The 19,421-nt window shown below is 69.1% G+C and carries 11 protein-coding genes; 5 read left to right on the top strand and 6 right to left on the bottom strand.

Features of this window, described 5'->3' with window-relative positions:
* Nucleotides 1-56 precede the first annotated feature (56 nt).
* The 5 genes from AQY21_RS23760 to AQY21_RS23740 form a co-directional block, all read right to left on the bottom strand.
* Nucleotides 57-908 (bottom strand): glycine betaine ABC transporter substrate-binding protein, encoded by an 852-nt coding sequence (locus AQY21_RS23760; RefSeq protein ID WP_058100054.1) that lies wholly within the window; start codon nt 906-908, stop codon nt 57-59.
* A 296-nt stretch (nt 909-1,204) separates the two neighbouring features.
* Complete coding sequence (locus AQY21_RS23755) at nt 1,205-2,152, bottom strand: LysR substrate-binding domain-containing protein (protein WP_058100053.1); 948 nt, start codon at nt 2,150-2,152, stop codon at nt 1,205-1,207.
* 29 nt (nt 2,153-2,181) lie between these two features.
* Nucleotides 2,182-3,528: an FAD-binding oxidoreductase gene (locus AQY21_RS23750; protein ID WP_058100052.1), complete on the bottom strand. Its 1,347-nt coding sequence runs from the start codon at nt 3,526-3,528 to the stop codon at nt 2,182-2,184.
* Between the two features lies 1 nt (nt 3,529).
* A complete protein-coding gene (locus AQY21_RS23745) occupies nt 3,530-5,035 on the bottom strand; it encodes an aldehyde dehydrogenase (protein ID WP_058100051.1) in 1,506 nt (501 codons plus the stop codon).
* A 1-nt stretch (nt 5,036) separates the two neighbouring features.
* A complete protein-coding gene (locus AQY21_RS23740; RefSeq protein WP_082658248.1) occupies nt 5,037-5,954 on the bottom strand; it encodes a dihydrodipicolinate synthase family protein in 918 nt (305 codons plus the stop codon).
* Between the two features lie 603 nt (nt 5,955-6,557).
* Here AQY21_RS23740 and AQY21_RS23735 point away from each other — a divergent pair.
* Nucleotides 6,558-14,888, top strand: coding sequence for a GH36-type glycosyl hydrolase domain-containing protein (locus AQY21_RS23735; protein WP_058100049.1), 8,331 nt, complete (start codon nt 6,558-6,560; stop codon nt 14,886-14,888).
* Nucleotides 14,889-14,947: 59 nt separating this feature from the next.
* Here the strand turns inward: AQY21_RS23735 and AQY21_RS23730 are convergent, their stop codons facing one another.
* A complete protein-coding gene (locus AQY21_RS23730) occupies nt 14,948-15,445 on the bottom strand; it encodes an Lrp/AsnC family transcriptional regulator (protein WP_058100048.1) in 498 nt (165 codons plus the stop codon).
* Between the two features lie 108 nt (nt 15,446-15,553).
* Between AQY21_RS23730 and AQY21_RS23725 the strand changes: the two genes are divergently transcribed.
* The 4 genes from AQY21_RS23725 to AQY21_RS23710 are packed head-to-tail and all read left to right on the top strand — an operon-like array spanning nt 15,554 to nt 19,420.
* A complete protein-coding gene (locus tag AQY21_RS23725) occupies nt 15,554-15,814 on the top strand; it encodes a hypothetical protein (protein ID WP_058100047.1) in 261 nt (86 codons plus the stop codon).
* A gap of 28 nt (nt 15,815-15,842) precedes the next feature.
* The gene (locus AQY21_RS23720) at nt 15,843-17,096 is read left to right on the top strand and encodes a 3-methyl-2-oxobutanoate dehydrogenase (2-methylpropanoyl-transferring) subunit alpha (RefSeq protein ID WP_058100046.1); all 1,254 of its coding nucleotides are present in this window, start codon (nt 15,843-15,845) and stop codon (nt 17,094-17,096) included.
* 1 nt (nt 17,097) lies between these two features.
* Complete coding sequence (locus AQY21_RS23715; protein WP_058100045.1) at nt 17,098-18,114, top strand: alpha-ketoacid dehydrogenase subunit beta; 1,017 nt, start codon at nt 17,098-17,100, stop codon at nt 18,112-18,114.
* Nucleotide 18,115: 1 nt separating this feature from the next.
* Nucleotides 18,116-19,420 (top strand): dihydrolipoamide acetyltransferase family protein, encoded by a 1,305-nt coding sequence (locus tag AQY21_RS23710; RefSeq protein ID WP_058100044.1) that lies wholly within the window; start codon nt 18,116-18,118, stop codon nt 19,418-19,420.
* Nucleotide 19,421 lies beyond the last annotated feature (1 nt).

Here is a 19,421-nt window from a genome sequence, read left to right as displayed (position 1 = left end):
TGCTTGGGTTCCGTCGTGCCGGACGGCCCGCGGGCCGGGCCGCCCGTGCGGTGGGCTCAGTAGGACTTGATGGTTTCCCAGCGGCTCAGCCGGTCGCCATGCTCGCTGATCCAGCCGGCGATCGCCTCGTCCATGCTCTGGCCGTCGTTCACGGCGGCGTTGATCTGGGCGACTTCCKCGATCGGCACATGGACGCTGGGGGTGACCTCGCGCGCCTCGGGAGTTGCTTCGGCAAAGCCCTTCTGCGCGATCCAGTAATAGGTTTGCGGCGGCGCAAAGATGCCCTTGGGGTCGGCCAGGAACTTGGTGTCGAACTTCAGCGCCATCCAGGTCGGCTCCCACAGGGTGACGGCGATCCAGTCCTGGCGGTCCACGGCGGATTTCAGCGCCGCGGTCATGCCGGCGGTCGAGCCCTCGACCAGTTGCAGCTTCAGCCCGTATTCCGAAACCGCGTCGGCCGTCTCGCGCATCAGGCCGGCGCCCGGCTCGATGCCGATGATCTTGCCGCCGAACTTGTCGGCATTCTCGTTCAGCTCCTCGACCGAGTCGATGGGCACGTATTTCGGCACCGCGATACCCTGATACAGCCCGTGCGAGACCGGCGACAGCTTTTCCAGCCGGTTCATGTTGCGCTTCCAGTAGTCATGGGCGACATAATCCACCTGCGAGGTCAGGATCTGCACGTCGCCCTTGGCCAGCGCCGCATAGGCGATGCCCCATTCCGAGAATTCGGTCAGCTCGACGGTGAAGCCCTTGTCCTCCAGCACCTTCTTGGTGATGCCCGAGATCGGGGCCAGGTCCTCCCAGGCCATGGTGCCCATCTTGATCACCTTGTCCTGCGCCAGCACCGGCGAGGCAAGCCCCAGCGCCACGGCACCGGCAAGGACGGCTTTGAAAATTCTGCGCATCTATTCCTCCACTGATCGGGTTGGTTCGCCGGCCCTGCCATCGGACAGGGGCCGTCATTCGCCGCGCAGCCTGTCGCGGCGGGACTTGCCCGGATCTCTCCGTTACGGGGCCGGGCGGCGTTTGCCGGGGATCGTCGGCCGTTTCCTCCAAGGGCGTCCTCCACGCCCGGAATGGGTGGATTTATCCCCCAGGGCCGCTGCGCAGGCAAACGAGATTTTCCTGTGGCGAGGCATTAGAAAATCTACGGCGAGGCGCCGCGGGCATCAGCCGGGCTGCGGGTCGTCCCGCGCGGCGCTCAGCCCTGCGCCTGCGCCCGCGTCGCTGCCAGCAGATGCTCGACAAAGGCCGCGACACCGGGACGCTTCAGGGATTTCTTCTTGCAGTTCAGGAAATTGCCGCGCCCGGCGGTGATCGGCGCGGGATGGGCGAAGACCAGGCGGCCCTCGGCGATGGGCGCGCGGACCATGTGGTGCCAGCCCAGCATCATCCCCTCGCTGCGCAGCGTGGCATTCATCAGCAGGCTGACCTTGTTCGTGGACAGGCTGGACGGCGCCTTGGCCCATTCGGCGCCCTGCGCGCGGAACCATTCCGCCCAGCCCAGCGGCTGCCAGCCGATGGCGTCCGCGCTCCAATGCCGGTCGTGCAGGTGCAGAAGGTTCACCCGGTTGAATGCGTCGGCGGTGTCGAAGGGGCCGTGCTCGGCCAGGAAACCGGGCGAGCAGACCGGCTGCGCGATCTCCTGGAACAGGAAATGCAGCTCCTCGCCGACCTCGCAGCGTTCGTTGCCGCAGAGGATGGCGATGTCCACCTCGGAATAGTTGCGCAGCGTGTCGTCGGCATCCGAGGCCAGCACCACGAAGCCGATATCCGGATGCTGGCTGCGGAAGCTGTCGATCAGCGGCTGCAGCCAGAACAGCGACATGCCGTCGGTGGCCGAGACGGTCACGGTCTGCGGCCCCTCGTCCCCCGCCAGAACCGCGACCGCGGCGCTGATCGTGTCCAGCCCCGCCGTCACCGCATGGAACAGGCCCGCGCCTTCGGGGGTCAGTTCCAGCGCGTTGTGCTTGCGGATGAACAGCGGCACCTCCAGCGCGCGCTCCAGCAGGCGGATCTGCTGGCTGACCGCGCCCTGGGTCACGTTCAGTTCCTTCGCCGCCAGGGTGAAGCTCAGATGCTTGGCCGCGACCTCGAAAGTGGCAAAGGCCCCCAGCGAGGGCAGGTAACGGCGCTTGATCGGCGGCATGGCGGCGATGCTTCCCCTTGGACAGGGCATCATTCTAGCCGCGATTGCCACTCTTTCCAGCGCATATAGGCATTGGCGCCGATGGTGTCGAAAGGATGCGGCGGCAGGCGGCCCGGCTCGGCCTCGGCGGTGAAGAACTCGGTGATCATGCTCGACCGCCCGCACAGCATCTCGGCCGCGCCGATGCCGGTCAGGGTGCTGCGGGTGGTGCCCAGCCCGTTGTCCACGCAGGCGGCGAACAGCCCGGGCTCCAGCTCGCGCATGACCGAGACGCCGTTCTTCGACAGGCACAGATGCCCCGACCAGCAATATTCGAAGCGCAGCCCCTTCAGCATCGGGAAGCGGGCATCGAATTTCTGCCGCATCTGCCGGACCAGCCGGTCGAGGTCGGCGGCGCTGGTCTGCATCTGCGGCCGGTAATAGCCGCCCTGGCGGATGACGATGCGGTTGCCGCCCTGCGCCGGGCCGATCCGGCGCACCGTGGTGCCCATCGGGTCGGCGGGGGTGGCGCCCCAGCATTCCTGGCCGCCAAGCGCGCGGATCGCCTCGGGCGACAGTTCCTCGGTCATGCAGGCGTTCAGCATGATGTGCATCAGCCGGCCGCGCTTGAAGCCGAAGCTTTCCAGATGGCCGTTATTGGCCATGATGACCTTTTGCGCCCGCACCTCGCCCTGCGCGGTCGCCAGCCGCCAGCCCTGCGGCGCGGTCTCGATGGTCAGCACCGGCGAGTTCTCGTAGATGCGCACGCCCCCGCGCTCCAGCCCGGCGGCGAAGCCCTGAACATAGCCCGCCGGCTGGATCATCGCCGTGCCGGGGGTGTAGAGGCCGGCGCGATAGTAGCCGGTGCCGGTGGTCTCGCGCATGGCGCGGGCGTCCAGCATCTCATGCGCCTCGCCCAGGTCGCGCAGATGCCTGGCATAGCTTTCGTTCGCGGCCAGCCCGGCGGCCGAAGCGGCGGCGTTGATCTTGCCGCTGCGCTGGAACCAGCCCTCGGGGATGGCGTATTCCGCCACCGCCTGCGCCGCGAAATCGATGGCATGGCGGTTCAGCCGCGTCAGTTGCCGGTCGTGGCTGTCGCCCGAGCCGGCATAATCCGACGAGGTCAGCTCATGCGGCAGGTCGATCATGAAGCCGGAATTGCGCCCGGTGCCGCCTTCGGAAATCCGCGCGGCGTCCAGGATCACGACATCCAGCCCCGGGTCGATCTGGTGCAGGCGCCGGGCGGCCGAGAGCCCGGCGAAACCGCCGCCGACGATGGCGACGTCGCAGCCCGTGCTGCCTTCCAGCCGCGCGCGGGGCGCGACCGGGGGCAGGATGGCGCTCCACCCGGCCGGGCCGTTGAAGACCGGGGTGCGGACGGCCTGGTGCCGGGCCATGTCAGTCGAGGCCCGCTTCGGCGCTGTCGGTCAGGTCCAGCCAGATGGTCTTCAGCTGGGTATACTGGTCGTGGGCGTGGATCGAGTTGTCGCGCCCGCCGAAGCCCGATTGCTTGTAGCCGCCGAAGGGGGTGGTCACGTCGCCCTCGCCGAAGCTATTCACCGTCACCGTGCCGGCCCGCAAGGCCCGCGCGCCGCGAAGCGCCCGCTTGCCGTTGGCCGAGAAGATCGAGGCGGCGAGCCCGTATTCGGTGTCGTTCGCCACCGCGATGGCTTCCTCGAAACTGTCCACCACGATCACCGTCAGGATCGGGCCGAAGATCTCCTCGACCGCCAGTTTCGAATCGCGCGCGGTCTCGACGATGGTCGGCTCGATGAAGCCGGGGCTGACGACATTGCCGCCGACCAGCACGTTTTCCGATTTCGCCGCATCCAGATAGCTGCTGACCTTGTCGAAATGCGCCTGGCTGACCAGCGGGCCGACGCGGTTCGCCGGGTCCAGCGGATCGCCGACCAGCCACCCGGCCGCCTCGGCCCGGACCTTCTCCAGCAGCCGGTCCTTGATGCCGCGCTGCACGATCAGCCGCGAGCCGGCCGAGCAGTTCTGGCCCATGTTCCAGAAGGCGCCGTTGACGACATGGCCCGCCACCGCGTCCAGGTCCTCGGCATCGTCCAGCACGATGCAGGGGTTCTTGCCGCCCAGTTCCAGCACCACTTCCTTGAGGTTGCTGTCGGCGGAATAGTTCAGGAAGCGCCGCCCGGTGGCGGTCGAGCCGGTGAAGCTGACCATGTCCACGTCCGGGTGCCGGCCCAGCGGTTCGCCCACCTCGCGGCCCGAGCCGGTGACGATGTTCAGCACCCCCGCCGGCAGCCCGGCCTCGGCGGCCAGTTCCGCCACGCGCAGCGCGGTCAGCGTGGTCTCGCCCGCGGGCTTCATCACCACCGAGCAGCCGGCGGCCAGCGCCGGGCCGATCTTCCAGGCCAGCATCAAGAGCGGGAAGTTCCAGGGCAGCACCAGACCGACCACGCCCACCGGCTCGCGCACCACCATGGCGATGTGGTTGTCGGATGCGGGCGAGACCTGGTCGTAGATCTTGTCGATCAGTTCGGCATGCCACTTGATGACATGGATGGTTTCCGGCACGTCCACGGTTTCGCAGTCGAAGATGGTCTTGCCTGCGTCGAGGCTTTCCAGCACGGCGAGTTCGCGGGCATTCTCCTCCATCAGCGCGGCGAGGCGCAAAAGCGTCTCCTTGCGCTCGCCGGGATGCAGCTTGGACCAGCGCCCGTCCTCGAAGGCGGCGCGGGCGGCTGCGACGGCGACGTCCACGTCCTCGGGTCCGCAGGCGGCGATCTCGGCCAGCGCCTCACCCGTTGCGGGGTTGGTGGTGGTGAAGGTCTTGCCCGAAATCGCCGGACGGAATTCCCCGTCGATGAAGGCCAGCTTCGGGAAGGTCAGGCCGGCAGCGATGGACTTGTATTCCTCGGTGGTCAGCAGGTCGCTCATCTCACTTCCCCTCGACAATGGCCTGGACGGCGGTTTTCAGCGTGGCGATGACCGCTTCCAGCTCGGCCTTTTCGTCGGCGTTCAGCCCCTGCAGCGGCGGGCGCATCGGGCCGGCGCGCAGGCCCGAGACCTCGACCCCGTGCTTGACGCATTGGATGAACTTGCCGCCCTGCTCCAGCACCGCCATCAGCGGCATCATCGCCGACATGATGCGCCGGCCCTGGGCGAAATCGCCGCGCACGGCGCAGGCTTCGTAAAGCGCCACATGCTCCTCGGGCAGGAAGTTCGAGCCGGCGCAGATCCAGCTGCGCGCCCCCCAGGCAAAGAATTCCAGCGCCTGGTCGTCCATGCCGCAAGACATCTGGATCTGCGGATAGTCGCAGGCCAGCAAATGGATGCGGTTCACGTCGCCCGAGCTTTCCTTGATGCCGATGACGTTCTTCGACTGGCTGACGATGTCCAGGAACGCGCGCCCCATGCTGACGCCCATGCGGCCGGGATAGTTGTAAAGGATCACCGGCAGGTCGGCGGCGCGGTCGATCTCCAGCGCGTTGGCGGCGTTCTCGGCCTCGGTCGGCACCGAATAGGGCGGCGTGCCCAGCAGGATCGCATCGGCGCCCATCTCGCGCGCGCCCGCCGCCAGCGCGACGCTGTCGGGGGTGCGCATGGCGCCGGTGCCGACGATGACCGGCAGCCGGCCATCGGCGCGCTCGGTGATGAAGCGGGCCAGCGCCAGCCGCTCCTCGACGGTCTCGGCATAGTTCTCGCCTGTCGAGCCGCCCGAGATCAGGCCGTGGACGCCCGCCGCCACCAGCCGCTCGACCAGATCGGCAAGCGCGTCGTAGTCGATCGCGCCATCGGCCTGGAACGGGGTGATGACGGGCGTGTAGATGCCTTCCAGAACCATGCGGGGTGTCATTCGCGGCCTCCTCTGCGCGGGCGTTTGTCCACCTAGTGGTAGGGCAGCCGGCCGTCCCGCCGCAAAGGAGAATGTTCACGGATGCGGCATTAGAAAAACTACGTCAGCCCGGCGCCAGGGGCCGCGCTACCTGAGGCCCAACAGCGACAGGATGAAAAGCACCACCACCACGAGGCCGACGAGATAGATTATCGAATGCATGGCCATGCTCCCATTCCTGCCCGTTCAGGGCCCGCGACGGGCGCCCGGCTGGCGCGCGGTGCGCCGGCCCTGCTGCGCCCGAATGAACGGGCGCGGAGCGGCAAGGTTTCCCGACTTGATCTTGTTTAAGCCGCGGGCCCCGGGGCGGCGCGGCGGCGATGGTGCAGGCCAGCAGGGCAAGGCCAGGGCGCATGGTTCGAAAACCTTTGTCGTCGCGATGCCGCCGCTTTAGGCTGGGCAGATGACAGCGATGCGGCAGGCCGGTGCCAGATCCGTGATGCCGCCCTTGCCCCCTTGCCGGGCAATGCCGTGTCGCGGGGCGATGCGTGCAGGTTTTTGGGAACCGTGCCGCAGCCCCGGCCCTTTTCTAGCGGGGGAAGCGACGGGACGGAGACAGGAACCATGCAGCCAGATGGAGCCGGGGTCGCCACCCGGGACGGCGGTGGGACGGGGGCGACCGCGGCCTCGGTCTTCGAGGCGGCCGGGCGCGCGGTGCTTCAGCAGCAGCGGCTCCAGGCCGCGGGCTTCGATCCCCGTGCCGCGCGCTTCGACGTGGCGCAGGCGGCGCGGGACCAGCGAGCGCTGTATCAGGCGGCGCTCAAGGCCGATGCCGAGAGCGAGCATATCACCACCGCCACGCGCTGGCTGCTGGACAATTACCACACCATTGCCGAGACCTATCGCCACCTGACCCGCGACCTCAGCCCGGCCTTCCTGCGCTCGCTGCCGCGCGGCCGCTTCCAGCCGGTGGCCGAGCCGATCCCGCGCGTGCTGGCGCTGGCTTGGGATTATGCCGCCATGACCGACGGCGACCTGCGCGAGCGCAGCTTTGCCGATTTCATCGCCGGGGCGCAGCAGGTGGACTGGCTGACCATCGGCGAGCTGTGGTCGCTGCCCTCGATGCTGCGCTATGCGCTTCTGCTGCGCATGCTGCGGCTGAGCGAGGAGACCGAGCATGCCCGCCGTGGCCGGCGCGAAGCCAATGCCGCCATGGACCAGCTGATGGCCAAGGACGAGCCCGGCCCGGCGGATTTCGACCAGGTGGTGCCCGGCCCGGCCTTGCAAAACCCGGCCTTCGTGGCGCAGGTGATCTATCGCGTGCATGCGGGCCTGGACCGCACCCATGCCATTACCGAGCAGCTTGCCCGCCGGCTGGCGGCCCAGGGCCGGACCGCCGAGCAGGTGATGGCCGGCGAGCAGACGCGCCAGACCGCGAACAACGTCACCGCCGCCCATATCATCCACGCGCTGAAGCGCCTGGACGAGATCAACTGGCGCGAATGGTTCGAGGCCACCAGCCGCACCGAGGCGATCCTGCGCGAGGATCCCGACCACGAACGCCTCGCTCCCCAGACCCGCAACGCGATCCGCAACCGCATCGAGATGATCGCGCGCCATTCCGCCCTGGCCGAGCCCGAGGTGGCCGAGCGTGCGCTGGCGGCGGCGGGTCGGCGCGGCATCCCGGTCTCGGTGGTGCTGCTGGGCGATGACGCGCCGCGTTTCGAGGCCGATTGCGGCTATCGCCCGGTCTGGCGCGAGCGGCTGGCGCGGTTGGTGCGCCGGCAGGGCATCCTCAGCCTGATCGTGCCCCTGGCGGTGCTGATGGCGCTCGCCCTGGGGCTGTGCCTTGCCTATGTGCCGTCGCAGACCGGCGGCTTCCTGGCCGCCACGCTGATCCTGCTGTCGCTGGCGCCCTTTCTCGACGCCTCGCTGGCGCTGCTGCGCTTCGTCGCCAGCCGGCTGATCGCGCCGGCGCAACTGCCCGCCTATGGGTTCAAGGACGGCATTCCGCCGGACCATGCCACGCTGGTCGCGATCCCCTGCCTGCTCACCAGCCTCGACACCATCGACGACCTGCTCAGCAATCTCGAGGTGCATTACCTCGCCAACCCCGACCCGGCGCTCAGCTTCGCGCTGCTGACCGATTTCACCGACGCGCCGGAGGAGATCACGCCGCGCGACCCCGAACTGCTGGCCTATGCCCGCCGCGGCATCGCGGCGCTGTCCGAGAAATATGCCCATACCGGCCGCCGCTTCTACCTGCTGCACCGCCGCCGGCAGTGGAACGAGGCCGAGGGCGTCTGGATGGGGTGGGAGCGCAAGCGCGGCAAGCTGGTCGAGCTGAACGCGCTCTTGCGCGGCAGCCGCGACACCAGCTTCGTCGATACCGGCCCGCGCCCGCCCGAGGGCATCCGCTATGTGGTGACGCTGGACGCCGACACCCGCACGCCGCGCGACACCGTGCGCATGCTGGTCGGCATGATGGCGCATCCGGTCAACCGCCCGGTCTATGACCCGGCGCTGCGCCGCATCGCCCGCGGCCACGGGCTGATCCAGCCGCGCGTCACCTCGCTGTTGAAGCATGGCCGCCAGACCTCGCCCTTCCAGCGCATCCTGTCGCAGGACAAGGGGCTCGACCCCTATGTCTTCACCGTGTCCGACCTCTATCAGGACCTGTTCGGCCAGGGCACCTATACCGGCAAGGGCATCTATGACGTCGATGCCTTCGCCGCCGCCGCCCAGGACGGCATCCGCGAGAACTCGGTGCTCAGCCACGACCTGATCGAAGGCGCCTGGCTGCGCGCGGCGCTGGCGACCGACGTGAACTTCATCGAGGAATATCCCAAGCGGTTCGACGTGGACCTGTCGCGCCAGCACCGCTGGGCGCGCGGCGACTGGCAGTTGCTGCCCTATCTGCTGGACCTGCGCAACGGGCTGGACGCGCTGGCGCGGTTCCGCATCGTGGACAACCTGCGCCGCAGCCTCCTGCCGGTGCTGCTGATGCTGGCGGGACTGGTGGCGCTGATCGGCCTGCCCCATGCCGATGCGCTGTTCTGGCTGGGCCTGCTGGGCGTCTCGGTCGGGCTGTCGCAGCTTCTGGGCTGGCTGATGGGGCTGATGCCGCGCCAGTCCGGCGTCGCCCGGCTGCGCCATATGCTGGTCATCGGCAACGAGCTGATCGACCAGATCACCGCCTTCATGATGCGGCTGACGCTGCTGCCGCAGATGGCCTGGAGCATGGTCGACGCCACGGTGCGCAGCCTGTGCCGGGTCTATGTGTCGCGCCGCCGCCTGCTGGAATGGACCACCACCGACGCCGTGGCCAGCCGCGCGCACGAGACGCTGCCGGGCTATCTGGCGCTGATGCGCGGCGGGCTGGCGCTGGCGGCTGCCTTCGTCGCCGTGGTGGCGCTGCTGCGCCCCGAGAACCTGGCGCCGGCGCTGGTGCTGGGCGTGCTGTGGCTGGGCGCGCCGCTGATCGCCTGGGTCAGCGCCCGCCCGATCGAGCACGAGGGCGCCCGCCCCCTGACCGCCGAGGAGCGGCTGGAATGGCGGGCCGAGGCGCGGCTGATCTGGCGGTTCTTCGAGACCTTCGTGACCGAGCGCACCCATCACCTGCCGCCCGACAACTATCAGGACGATCCGCAGCCGAAACTGGCCGAGCGCACCTCGCCGACCAATATCGGGCTTTACCTGCTCTCGACCGTGACCGCGCACGAGTTCCGCTGGATCACGCTGGGCGAGGCGCTGGATCGCATCGAGGCCACGCTGTCCACCATCGAGCGGCTGGAGCGGCAGCACGGCCATCTCTACAACTGGTATGCGACCGACACGCTGGAGCCGCTGGGCGTGCGCTACATCTCGGCGGTGGACAGCGGCAACCTGGCGGGGCAGCTGATTACCCTGGCCGCGACCCTCAAGGAATGGGCGCGCAATCCGGCGCTGTACCTGTTGCCGGACCTGTCGGGCGCGGTCGATATCCTGTCGCTGACGCGCCGGCTGCATGCGGCGATCCCGCGCGAACGGCGCAGCCTTAGCCCGCTGCGCGACCGTATCGAGGAACGCATCGCCGGCCTGTGGCTCAGCCTGGCCAGCGCCGAGGCGCCGCATCTGGCGCCCCTGCATGTGCAAAGCCATGCCCGTGCCGCCGCCAATTTGCAGGTGCTGATCCAGGGCCTCGTCACCGAGATCCCGACCGATGCCGCGCGCGAGCTGGAGTGGTGGGCAAGCCGGCTGGTCGGCACCTGCGACGAGATGGAAAGCCTGGGCCGCATCGACCCCGAGGAGGTCGCCATCGCGGCCCGGCGCATGGCGGCCCTGGCCGAGCGTGCCCGCGCCTTCGCCTTCGAGATGGATTTCGGTTTCCTTTACGACCCCGAGCGCCAGCTGCTCGCCATCGGCTACAATTGCGCCGAGGGCACGCTGGACCAGTCCTTCTACGACCTGCTGGCCTCCGAGGCGCGGCTCGCCTCGCTATTCGCCATCGCCAAGGGCGACCTGCCGACCGAGCATTGGAACCGCCTCGGCCGGCCGATGACGGTCATGCCCTACGGCTCGACGCTGGTCAGCTGGTCGGGCTCGATGTTCGAATACCTGATGGCGCCGCTGGTGATGGACGAGCCGCCCGGCTCGATCCTGCACAGCTCCTGCGACGTGGCGGTCGAGGCGCAGATCCGCGACGGCTGGCGCGCCGGCCGGCCCTGGGGCGTGTCGGAAAGCGCCTACAACGCCCGCGACGCGCAGATGAACTATCAATACTACGCCTTCGGCGTGCCGGAACTGGCGCTGCGGCGCTGGCTGCGCGACGACCAGGTGGTGGCGCCCTATGCCAGTTTCATCGCCGCCGCCTTCCGCCCGCGCAGCGCGCTGAAGAACCTGCGCCGGCTGGCGCGGCTGGGCGCGCGGGGCGAATACGGCTTCTTCGACGCGGTGGACTTCACCCCGTCGCGACTGCCGCAGGGGCGCAAATGCGCCGTGGTGCGCAGCGTGATGGCGCATCACCAGGGCATGAGCCTGATCGCCATCGCCAATTCCCTGATGGACGGGCTGCACCGCGACCGTTTCAACGCCGATCCGGTGATCGAAAGCGTCTCGACGCTCTTGCAGCAAAAGACCCCGCGCGAGGTGTCGCCGCTGTTGCGCGAAAGGGTGCGGCGCCGCCTGCCCGGCCCCTCGGAACTGGGCCAGACCGAAATCGTCGAGGTGACGGATGCCGCATCGGCGCCCCATACCGTCGCGGTGATGTCGAACGGGCGGCTGTCGATGCTGCTGGATGCCAGCGGCGCCGGGCGGCTGCGCATGGACGGTACCGCCATCACCCGCTGGCGGCCCGACCCGGCGGCGGATGTCTGGGGCGAGTTCCTGTTCATCCGCGACCTCGCCTCGGGGCGCTGGTGGTCGGCGACGGCGGCGCCGGGCTTCGATGCCGAGATCGGCTATGCGGCCCGGCTGTTCGACTACAAGGCGAATTTCACCGCCCTGGGCGAGGGCATCCATTGCGAGACCGAGGTGATCCTGTCCGACGACCTGGATGCGCGCGGCGCCCGGGTCAAGCTGCGCAACCTGTCGGACCGGCCACGCCAGCTTGCCCTGACCAGCTATGGCGAGATCGTGCTGGACCAGAACGACGCCGACCGCGCCCATACCGCATTCTCGCGCATGTTCGTCGCCACCGAGGCGCAGCCCGACCAGGGCCGCATCTTCGCGCGGCGCAACAAGCGCAATCCGCACGACCCCGACCGCCACCTGATGCATCTGAGCGCCGGCGCTGGCGTGCCGGCCGGCGCGGCGACCGACCGGCGGCTGTTCGTCGGTCGCGGCCGCAGCATCCGCGCCCCCCAGGCGCTGGACGATCCCGACCTGCTGGCCCAGGCGGCGCCGGGCGAAAGCTATACGCTGGACCCGATCTTTTCGCTGACCCGGCGGCTGACCATCGACCCGGGGAAGGAGGCGGTGGTGACCTTCTGGACCGTCGCCGCCCCCAGCCGCGAGGCGCTGGAGGAAGCGCATCTGCACTTGGCCGACGAGGGCGCCTATGACAACGAGCACCAGATGGCCTGGACCCGCAGCCAGGTGCAGCTGCACCACGCCAGCATCACCCCCGAGGAGGCGGCGCTGTTCCGCCGCTATGCCGCGCTGCTGGTCTATCCCAACCAGATGCTGGCCTCGCAGGTGCGCCATGTCATGGGGCCGCAATCGGCGCTGTGGCCGATGTCGGTTTCGGGCGACAATCCGATCATGGTGCTGCGCATCAACGATCCCGATCTGATGCCGGTGGCCCGCCAGGCGATCCGCATGCAGGAATATCTGCGGATGCGCGGCCTGGAATGCGACCTGGTGATCCTGAACGAGCAGCGCGTCAGCTATGCCGCCCATCTGCACGAGGCGCTGAACAACCTGTGCCACAGCATGCAGTTGCTGCATTCGCGGCCCTCGGTCTTTGCCGTCGATGCCAACGGCTTGTCGGACGAGACGCGCGACACGCTGCTGGCCGTGGCGCGCGTGGTGATCCATGCCCAGAACGGCAGCCTGGCCGAGCAGATCCAGCGGCTGGAGCCGGCCGAGCTGCGGCGCGGCATCGCCCGCCCGCCGGCCCGGCCCTTGCAGCGTCCCGCCCTGCGCAGCGATTTCCCGCCCGAGGATCTGCATTTCTGGAACGGCACCGGCGGCTTCGACGCGCAGGGGAACTACGTCATCCGCCTGCGCCACGGCCAGACCACGCCGAACCCCTGGATCAACGTCGTCGCGCGCAGCGATTTCGGCTTTCACATCTCGGCCGAGGGCGCGGGCTTTTCCTGGTCGGCCAATTCGCGCGACCACCAGCTGACGCCCTGGTCGAACGATGCGGTCAGCAACCCGCCGGGCGAGGGCATCCTGATCCGCGACCTGGGCACCGGCGCGATCCATACCCCCTATGCGGCGCTGTCGAGCCAGCGCGAGGCGCTTTACCAATGCCGCCACGGCGCCGGCTTTTCCGAGTTCACCGCCTGGTCGGGCGAACTGGAGATCGCCGCGCTGCACAGCCTGATGCCCGACGCGCCGCTGCGGGTGATCGGGCTGCGGCTGACGAATCACGGCACCCGGCGGCTGACGCTGGACGTGGCGCAGTTCCTGGAGCCGGTGATGGGCGGCGCCCGCGCCAAGTCCGCGCCCTATCTGCAACCGCGCTACCTGCCCGAGGCCCGCGCGGTGGAATGCGAGAACCCCTATTCCATCGACTATGCCGGCCAGCGCATGATCCTGTCGGTGGACCGCGAGGTGACCGGGCTTTGCCTGTCGCGGCTGATCTGGCAGGGCCGCAACCGGGACGCCTGCCTGCCGGTATGGTTCGATTCCACGCTGAGCCGCCGCTTCGTGCATCGCCATGACGGCGATCCGGTGATGATGCTGGAAACCCGCATCGAGATCGAGCCGGGCGAAAGCCAGACCGTGACCTTCCGGCTGGCCGCCGCGCCGCTGCTGGAGCGGTCCGACACCGCCCGGCAGGCCGCCACCGCCCAGACCGAGCACTGGCAGCACATCTTCGGCCGCTTGCAGGTCCAGACCCCCGACCCCGCCTTCGACCTGATGGTGAACCGCTGGCTGCCCTATCAGGCCATCGCCTGCCGGATCCGGGCGCGCTCGGCCTTCTATCAGGCCTCGGGCGCCTATGGGTTCCGCGACCAGTTGCAGGACACCTCGGCCATGCTGGTCTACGACCCGGCGCTGGCCCGCGCCCAGCTGCTCGAGGCCGGCTCGCGCCAGTTTCCCGAAGGCGACGTGCAGCATTGGTGGCTGCCCGGCACCGGCGCCGGGGTGCGCACCCTGATCGCCGACGACGTGGTCTGGCTGGGCCATGCGCTGGCGCGCTATGTCGAGGTCACCGGCGACCGCACCGTCCTGGACGAGCCCCTGCCCTTCATCCTCGGCCGCGCGCTGGCGCCGGGCGAGCACGACGCCTTCTACCGGCCCGAGACCAGCGACCGCACGGTGACGCTGTACGAACACGCCGCATTGGCGCTGGAGCTGGCCATCGCGCGCACCGGCGAACAGGGCCTGCCGCTGTTCCTGGGCGGCGACTGGAACGACGGCATGAACCGGGTGGGCGCGGCCGGGCGCGGCCAGTCCGTCTGGATGGGCTGGTTCCTGGCCCAGACCATCGCCATGATGGCGCCGCTGGCCGAGGCGCGCGGCGAGGACGGGCGGGCGAAACGCTGGCGCGCCCATGCCGCCAAGCTGTCCCGCGCGCTGGACCGGCACGGCTGGGACGGCGGCTGGTATCTGCGCGGCATCTATGACGACGGCACGCCGCTGGGCTCGGCCGCGTCGCAGGAATGCCGCATCGATTCCATCGCGCAAAGCTGGTCGGTGATCTCGGGCGCCGGCCGCAAGGACCGCCGCAACCCGGCGCTGGACGCGGCGCTGGAGCATCTGCTGGACGAGGACGGCATGCTCTTGCGGCTGTTCACCCCGCCCTTTGCCGATGCGCCGCAGGATCCCGGCTATATCAAGGGCTACCCGCCCGGCGTGCGCGAGAATGGCGGGCAATATACCCATGCCGCGATCTGGATGGTGCAGGCGCTATGCATGGCAGGCCGCGCCGACGACGCCTGGCGGGTGTTCCGGCTGCTCAACCCGATCAGCCACGCCAGCGACGCCGCCACCTTGCAGGTCTATCGCGGCGAGCCCTATGTCGTCGCCGCCGATGTCTATGGCGCCGAGGAAAAGATCGGCCGCGCCGGCTGGACCTGGTATACCGGCTCGGCCGGCTGGCTGCACCGCGTCGCGGTCGAGCATATCCTGGGCCTGCGCATCAGGGACGGTGAAAGGCTGGAGGTGGCGCCCGCCCTGCCCTCGCATTGGCCGGGCTTCCGCGCCAGCGTGATGATCGGCAGCCGCCGGCACGAGGTCGAGGTCACGCGCGACCAGACCGGCGCGCCGCGCATCCGCATCGACGCGGAGGGGGCGGCATGACCGGGCGCCCGGGGCAGGTAGCGCGGCCAAAGGTCCGCCGCGGCCGCGCCGGCGACGCGTCAGTCCGTCTCGGCCAGCAGCGGCAGGATGCTGCCGCGCTCCTTCAGGCAGCGCAGGGTGAAGATCGAGCGGGCATGGCGGATGCCCGGCACGCGATAGAGCTTGCGGCGCAGGAACTCCTCGTAGCCGCGGGTGCCGTTCACCGCGACCTTCAGCAGATAGTCGTATTCGCCGGTGGTCAGCCAGACCTCCTGCACTTCGGGGATGGCGGCCATGGCGCGGCCGAACTCCTCCAGCACCTTGTCGTCGTGCCGCTCCAGCGTGATCTCGATGATGACGGTCTCGGCGGCGCCGAGGCGCGACTGGTCGAGGATGGCGCCGTAGCCCTTGATGACGCCCTCGGCCTCCAGCCGGCGGGTGCGCTGCCAGCAGGGGCTGGGCGACAGGCCGACCCTTTCGGCAAGCTGGCTGTTCGACAGCCTCCCGTCGCGACTCAACGCCCGCAGGATCCTGAGGTCGATCGCGTCAAGCTGGCGCGGGGCAGAAGATCCGCTCATGTTTTTCCGGAATCGTCAGAAGAATCTTTTGCATTCTGGCTGATAGCTGGAAATAAAGAAAGGAGATTTTGCGACGATTTGTGGCATCATCCGCTTGGGAGGAGCACGATGGAACGCCTGTATGTCGTCAGTTTTTCCACGGACACGCCGCTGGAGCACCTGTCGCGCGCGCTTGATGAGCTGCGCCGGATCGGCTGCCGTCTGGCGCATCTGTCGGTCGGACCCGGCAGCCGGATCGATCAGCCCTGCGGCAGCACGGTGCGGATGGCGTTTCATCCCGCCGGCAGCCTGTCCGGGCCGACCGTCCTGAACCGCATCGCGCGAATGCCCGATATCCGCGCCTTCCGGGGCGGTCCCGCCCGCCCCTGACCAGTGACCAAGGCAAGAGGAGATGCCGATGGAGACGCCAGACCCGAACGAGTATCCGCCGCTAAGCCTGATCGTGCCGGAGCCCGAGGTGCGGCCCGGCGGCCAGCCGGATTTCTCGCATGTCGCGATCCCGCGCGCGGGCACGGTGCGCCGCCCGCCGGTCGATGTCGATCCCGAGGAGATCCGCGACCTGGCATTCACCATCATCCGGGTGCTGAACCGCGAGGGCCAGGCCGTGGGCCCATGGGCCGAGGCGCTGGACATCACCCCCGAGGACCTGCTGACCGGGCTGCGCCACATGATGACGCTGCGCATCTATGACGCGCGGATGCTGAACGCGCAGCGCCAGCAAAAGACCAGCTTCTACATGCAGCATCTGGGCGAGGAGGCGATCTCCTGCGCCTTCCAGCGGGCGCTGGCGCCGGGCGACATGAACTTCCCGACCTATCGCCAGGCCGGGCTGCTGATCGCCGCCGGCTATCCGCTCAGCTCGATGATGAACCAGATCTTCTCGAACTCCGAGGACCCGATGCGCGGCCGGCAGCTGCCGGTCTGCTATTCCTCGCGCGAGCACGGCTTCTTCACCATCTCGGGCAACCTTGCCACGCAGTTCATCCAGGCGGTGGGCTGGGCCATGGCCTCGGCGATCTCGGGCGACCGCAAGATCTCGGCGGCCTGGATCGGCGACGGCTCGACGGCGGAAAGCGACTTCCACGCCGCGCTGGTCTTTGCCTCGACCTACAAGGCGCCGGTGATCCTGAACATCGTCAACAACCAATGGGCGATCTCGACCTTCCAGGGCATCGCGCGGGGCGGTTCGGGCACCTTCGCGGCCCGCGGGCACGGCTTCGGCATTCCCTCGCTGCGCGTCGATGGCAACGACTATCTGGCGGTTCTGGCGGTGGCGAAATGGGCGGCGGAGCGCGCCCGGCGCAACCTGGGCCCGACGCTGATCGAATATGTCACCTATCGCGCCGGCGGGCATTCGACCTCGGACGACCCCTCGGCCTATCGCCCGGCCGAGGAAAGCACGGCCTGGCCGCTCGGCGACCCGATCCTGCGGCTCAAGAACCACCTGATCGCGCTTGGCATCTGGAGCGACGAGCGCCACGCCCAGGCCGAGGCCGAGATCCTGGCCGAGATCACCGAACAGCAGAAGCGCGCCGAGGCCATCGGCACGCTGCATCACGGCCAGCATCCCAGCCCGGCCGACATGTTCGAGGATGTCTATGCCGAGATGCCGCCGCATCTTCTGAAGCAACGTCACGAGGCGGGGTTCTGACATGGCACGCATGACGATGATCGAGGCGATCCGCGACGCGATGGACGTGGCGATGGGCGCCGACCCCTCCGTCGTGGTTTTCGGCGAGGACGTGGGCTATTTCGGCGGCGTCTTCCGCTGCACCGCCGGCTTGCAGGCGAAATACGGCAAGACCCGCTGTTTCGACACGCCGATCAACGAATCCGGCATCGTCGGCGCCGGCATCGGCATGGCCGCATACGGGCTGAAGCCGGTGGTCGAGATCCAGTTCGCCGACTACATGTATCCCGCCTATGACCAGATCGTGTCCGAGGCGGCGCGGCTGCGCTATCGCTCGGCCGGGCAGTTCACCTGCCCGATGGTGGTGCGCATGCCCACCGGCGGCGGCATCTTCGGCGGCCAGACCCACAGCCAGAGCCCCGAGGCGCTGTTCACCCATGTCACGGGGTTGAAGACCGTGGTGCCCTCGAACCCGCGGGACGCCAAGGGGCTGCTGCTGGCCGCCATCGAGGATCCCGACCCGGTGATCTTCATGGAGCCGAAGCGGCTCTATAACGGGCCCTTCGACGGCCATCACGACCGTCCGGTCACGGCCTGGAAAAGCCATGAGCTGGGCGAGGTGCCCGAGGGGCATTATACCGTCCCGCTGGGCAAGGCGGTGCTGCGTCGGCAGGGCCGGGCGGCCACGGTGCTGACCTATGGCACCATGGTCCATGTCGCGCTGGCCGCGGCCGAGGAATCCGGCGTCGATGCCGAGGTGATCGACCTGCGCACCCTGCTGCCGCTGGACATGGAGACCATCCTGGCTTCGGTCAACAAGACCGGCCGCTGCCTGGTGCTGCACGAGGCGACGCTGACCTCGGGCTATGGCGCGGAACTGGCGGCGCTGGTGCAGGCGGAGTGCTTCTGGCACCTGGAAGCGCCGGTCCGGCGGGTGGCGGGCTGGGACACGCCCTATCCGCATACGCATGAATGGAGCTATTTCCCCGGCCCCGCACGGGTGGCCGAGGCATTGCGTCAACTGGTCGAGGTGGCCTGAGATGGGTATTCACGCAATCCGCATGCCCGATATCGGCGAAGGCATTGCCGAGGCCGAGATCTCCGAATGGCTGGTCAAGCCCGGCGACATCCTGCGCGAGGACGACCCGATGGTCGCGGTGATGACCGACAAGGCGACGGTGGAAATCCCCTCGCCCGTCACCGGCACGGTGGTCTGGCAGGCCGGGCAGCCCGGCGACGTGATCGCGGTCGGCGCCGAGCTGATCCGGCTGGAGGTGGACGGGCCGGGCAACGTGGCCGGCGACGCGGCCCCCCAGGCACCGGCCGCGGCCGACGCATCGGGACCGTCACGGCAGGCCGAGACGGCGCCGCCCGATCCCGAACCGGCGCAAGCGAAGGCCGAACCTGAGCCCGAGGTGGAGCAGCCGGCCGCAAAACCGCCGGTGCGGCCCGCCGCCGCTGCCTCTGCGCCCCTGCGCCCCGAGGGCGAAAGGCCCATCGCTTCGCCCGCCGTGCGGGCGCGGGCGCGCGAGGCGGGGGTGGACCTGCGGCTGGTGCGCGGCTCGGGTCCGGGCGGCCGCATCGGGCATGAGGATCTGGACGCCTTCATCGCCTCGGGCGGCATCCCGGCGCCCTCGGGCCCGCAGCCCGACGGCTCGGTCGAGGAGATCCGCGTCATCGGCTTGCGCCGCAAGATCGCCGAGCGGATGGAAGCGGCGGGCAGCGTGCCGCAGATCACCATCGTCGAGGAGCTGGACGCCACCGCGCTGGAGGACCTGCGCGGCCGCATGAACGCCCAGGGCAAGGGGGTGCGGCTGACGCTGCTACCCTTCATCGCCCGCGCCATTGTGCGCGCCGTGCATGAACAGCCGCTGATGAACGCGCATTACCACCCCGAAGCCGGGCTGATCCACCGTTTCGGCGGGGTGCATCTGGGCATTGCGGCGCAGACGCCCCATGGCCTGATGGTGCCGGTCGTCCGCCATGCCGAGGCGCTGGACCTGCGCGCCACCGCCGCCGAGATCGCGCGGCTGGGCGCGGCCGCCAAGGAGGGCACGGCCAAGCGCGACGAGCTTTCCGGCTCGACCATCACCATCACCTCGCTGGGGCCTTTGGGCGCCATCGCCTCGACGCCGATCCTGAACCTGCCCGAGGTCGCCATCGTCGGCGTCAACCGGCTGGCGGTCCGGCCGTTCTGGAACGGCGCCGCCTTCGAGCCGCGCAAGATGATGAACCTGTCGTGCAGCTTCGATCACCGGGTGATCGATGGCTGGGACGCCGCCGTCTTCGTGGCGCGGCTGAAAGAGCTGCTGGAGACCCCGGCGCTGATCTTCGTGGAGGGCTGAG

The organism is Paracoccus sp. MKU1 (assembly GCF_001447385.1).
Lineage (GTDB): Bacteria > Pseudomonadota > Alphaproteobacteria > Rhodobacterales > Rhodobacteraceae > Paracoccus.
This window is presented reverse-complemented; position numbering and strand designations above follow the sequence as displayed.

What these genes read in the sequence shown, in the direction of transcription:
- AQY21_RS23755 (WP_058100053.1), bottom strand. Translation starts at nt 2,152, where the DNA reads ATGCCGCCGATCAAGCGCCGTTACCTGCCCTCGCTGGGGGCCTTTGCC.
- AQY21_RS23750 (WP_058100052.1), bottom strand. Translation starts at nt 3,528, where the DNA reads ATGGCCCGGCACCAGGCCGTCCGCACCCCGGTCTTCAACGGCCCGGCC.
- AQY21_RS23745 (WP_058100051.1), bottom strand. Translation starts at nt 5,035, where the DNA reads ATGAGCGACCTGCTGACCACCGAGGAATACAAGTCCATCGCTGCCGGC.
- AQY21_RS23740 (WP_082658248.1), bottom strand. Translation starts at nt 5,954, where the DNA reads ATGACACCCCGCATGGTTCTGGAAGGCATCTACACGCCCGTCATCACC.
- AQY21_RS23735 (WP_058100049.1), top strand. Translation starts at nt 6,558, where the DNA reads ATGCAGCCAGATGGAGCCGGGGTCGCCACCCGGGACGGCGGTGGGACG.
- AQY21_RS23730 (WP_058100048.1), bottom strand. Translation starts at nt 15,445, where the DNA reads ATGAGCGGATCTTCTGCCCCGCGCCAGCTTGACGCGATCGACCTCAGG.
- AQY21_RS23725 (WP_058100047.1), top strand. Translation starts at nt 15,554, where the DNA reads ATGGAACGCCTGTATGTCGTCAGTTTTTCCACGGACACGCCGCTGGAG.
- AQY21_RS23720 (WP_058100046.1), top strand. Translation starts at nt 15,843, where the DNA reads ATGGAGACGCCAGACCCGAACGAGTATCCGCCGCTAAGCCTGATCGTG.
- AQY21_RS23715 (WP_058100045.1), top strand. Translation starts at nt 17,098, where the DNA reads ATGGCACGCATGACGATGATCGAGGCGATCCGCGACGCGATGGACGTG.
- AQY21_RS23710 (WP_058100044.1), top strand. Translation starts at nt 18,116, where the DNA reads ATGGGTATTCACGCAATCCGCATGCCCGATATCGGCGAAGGCATTGCC.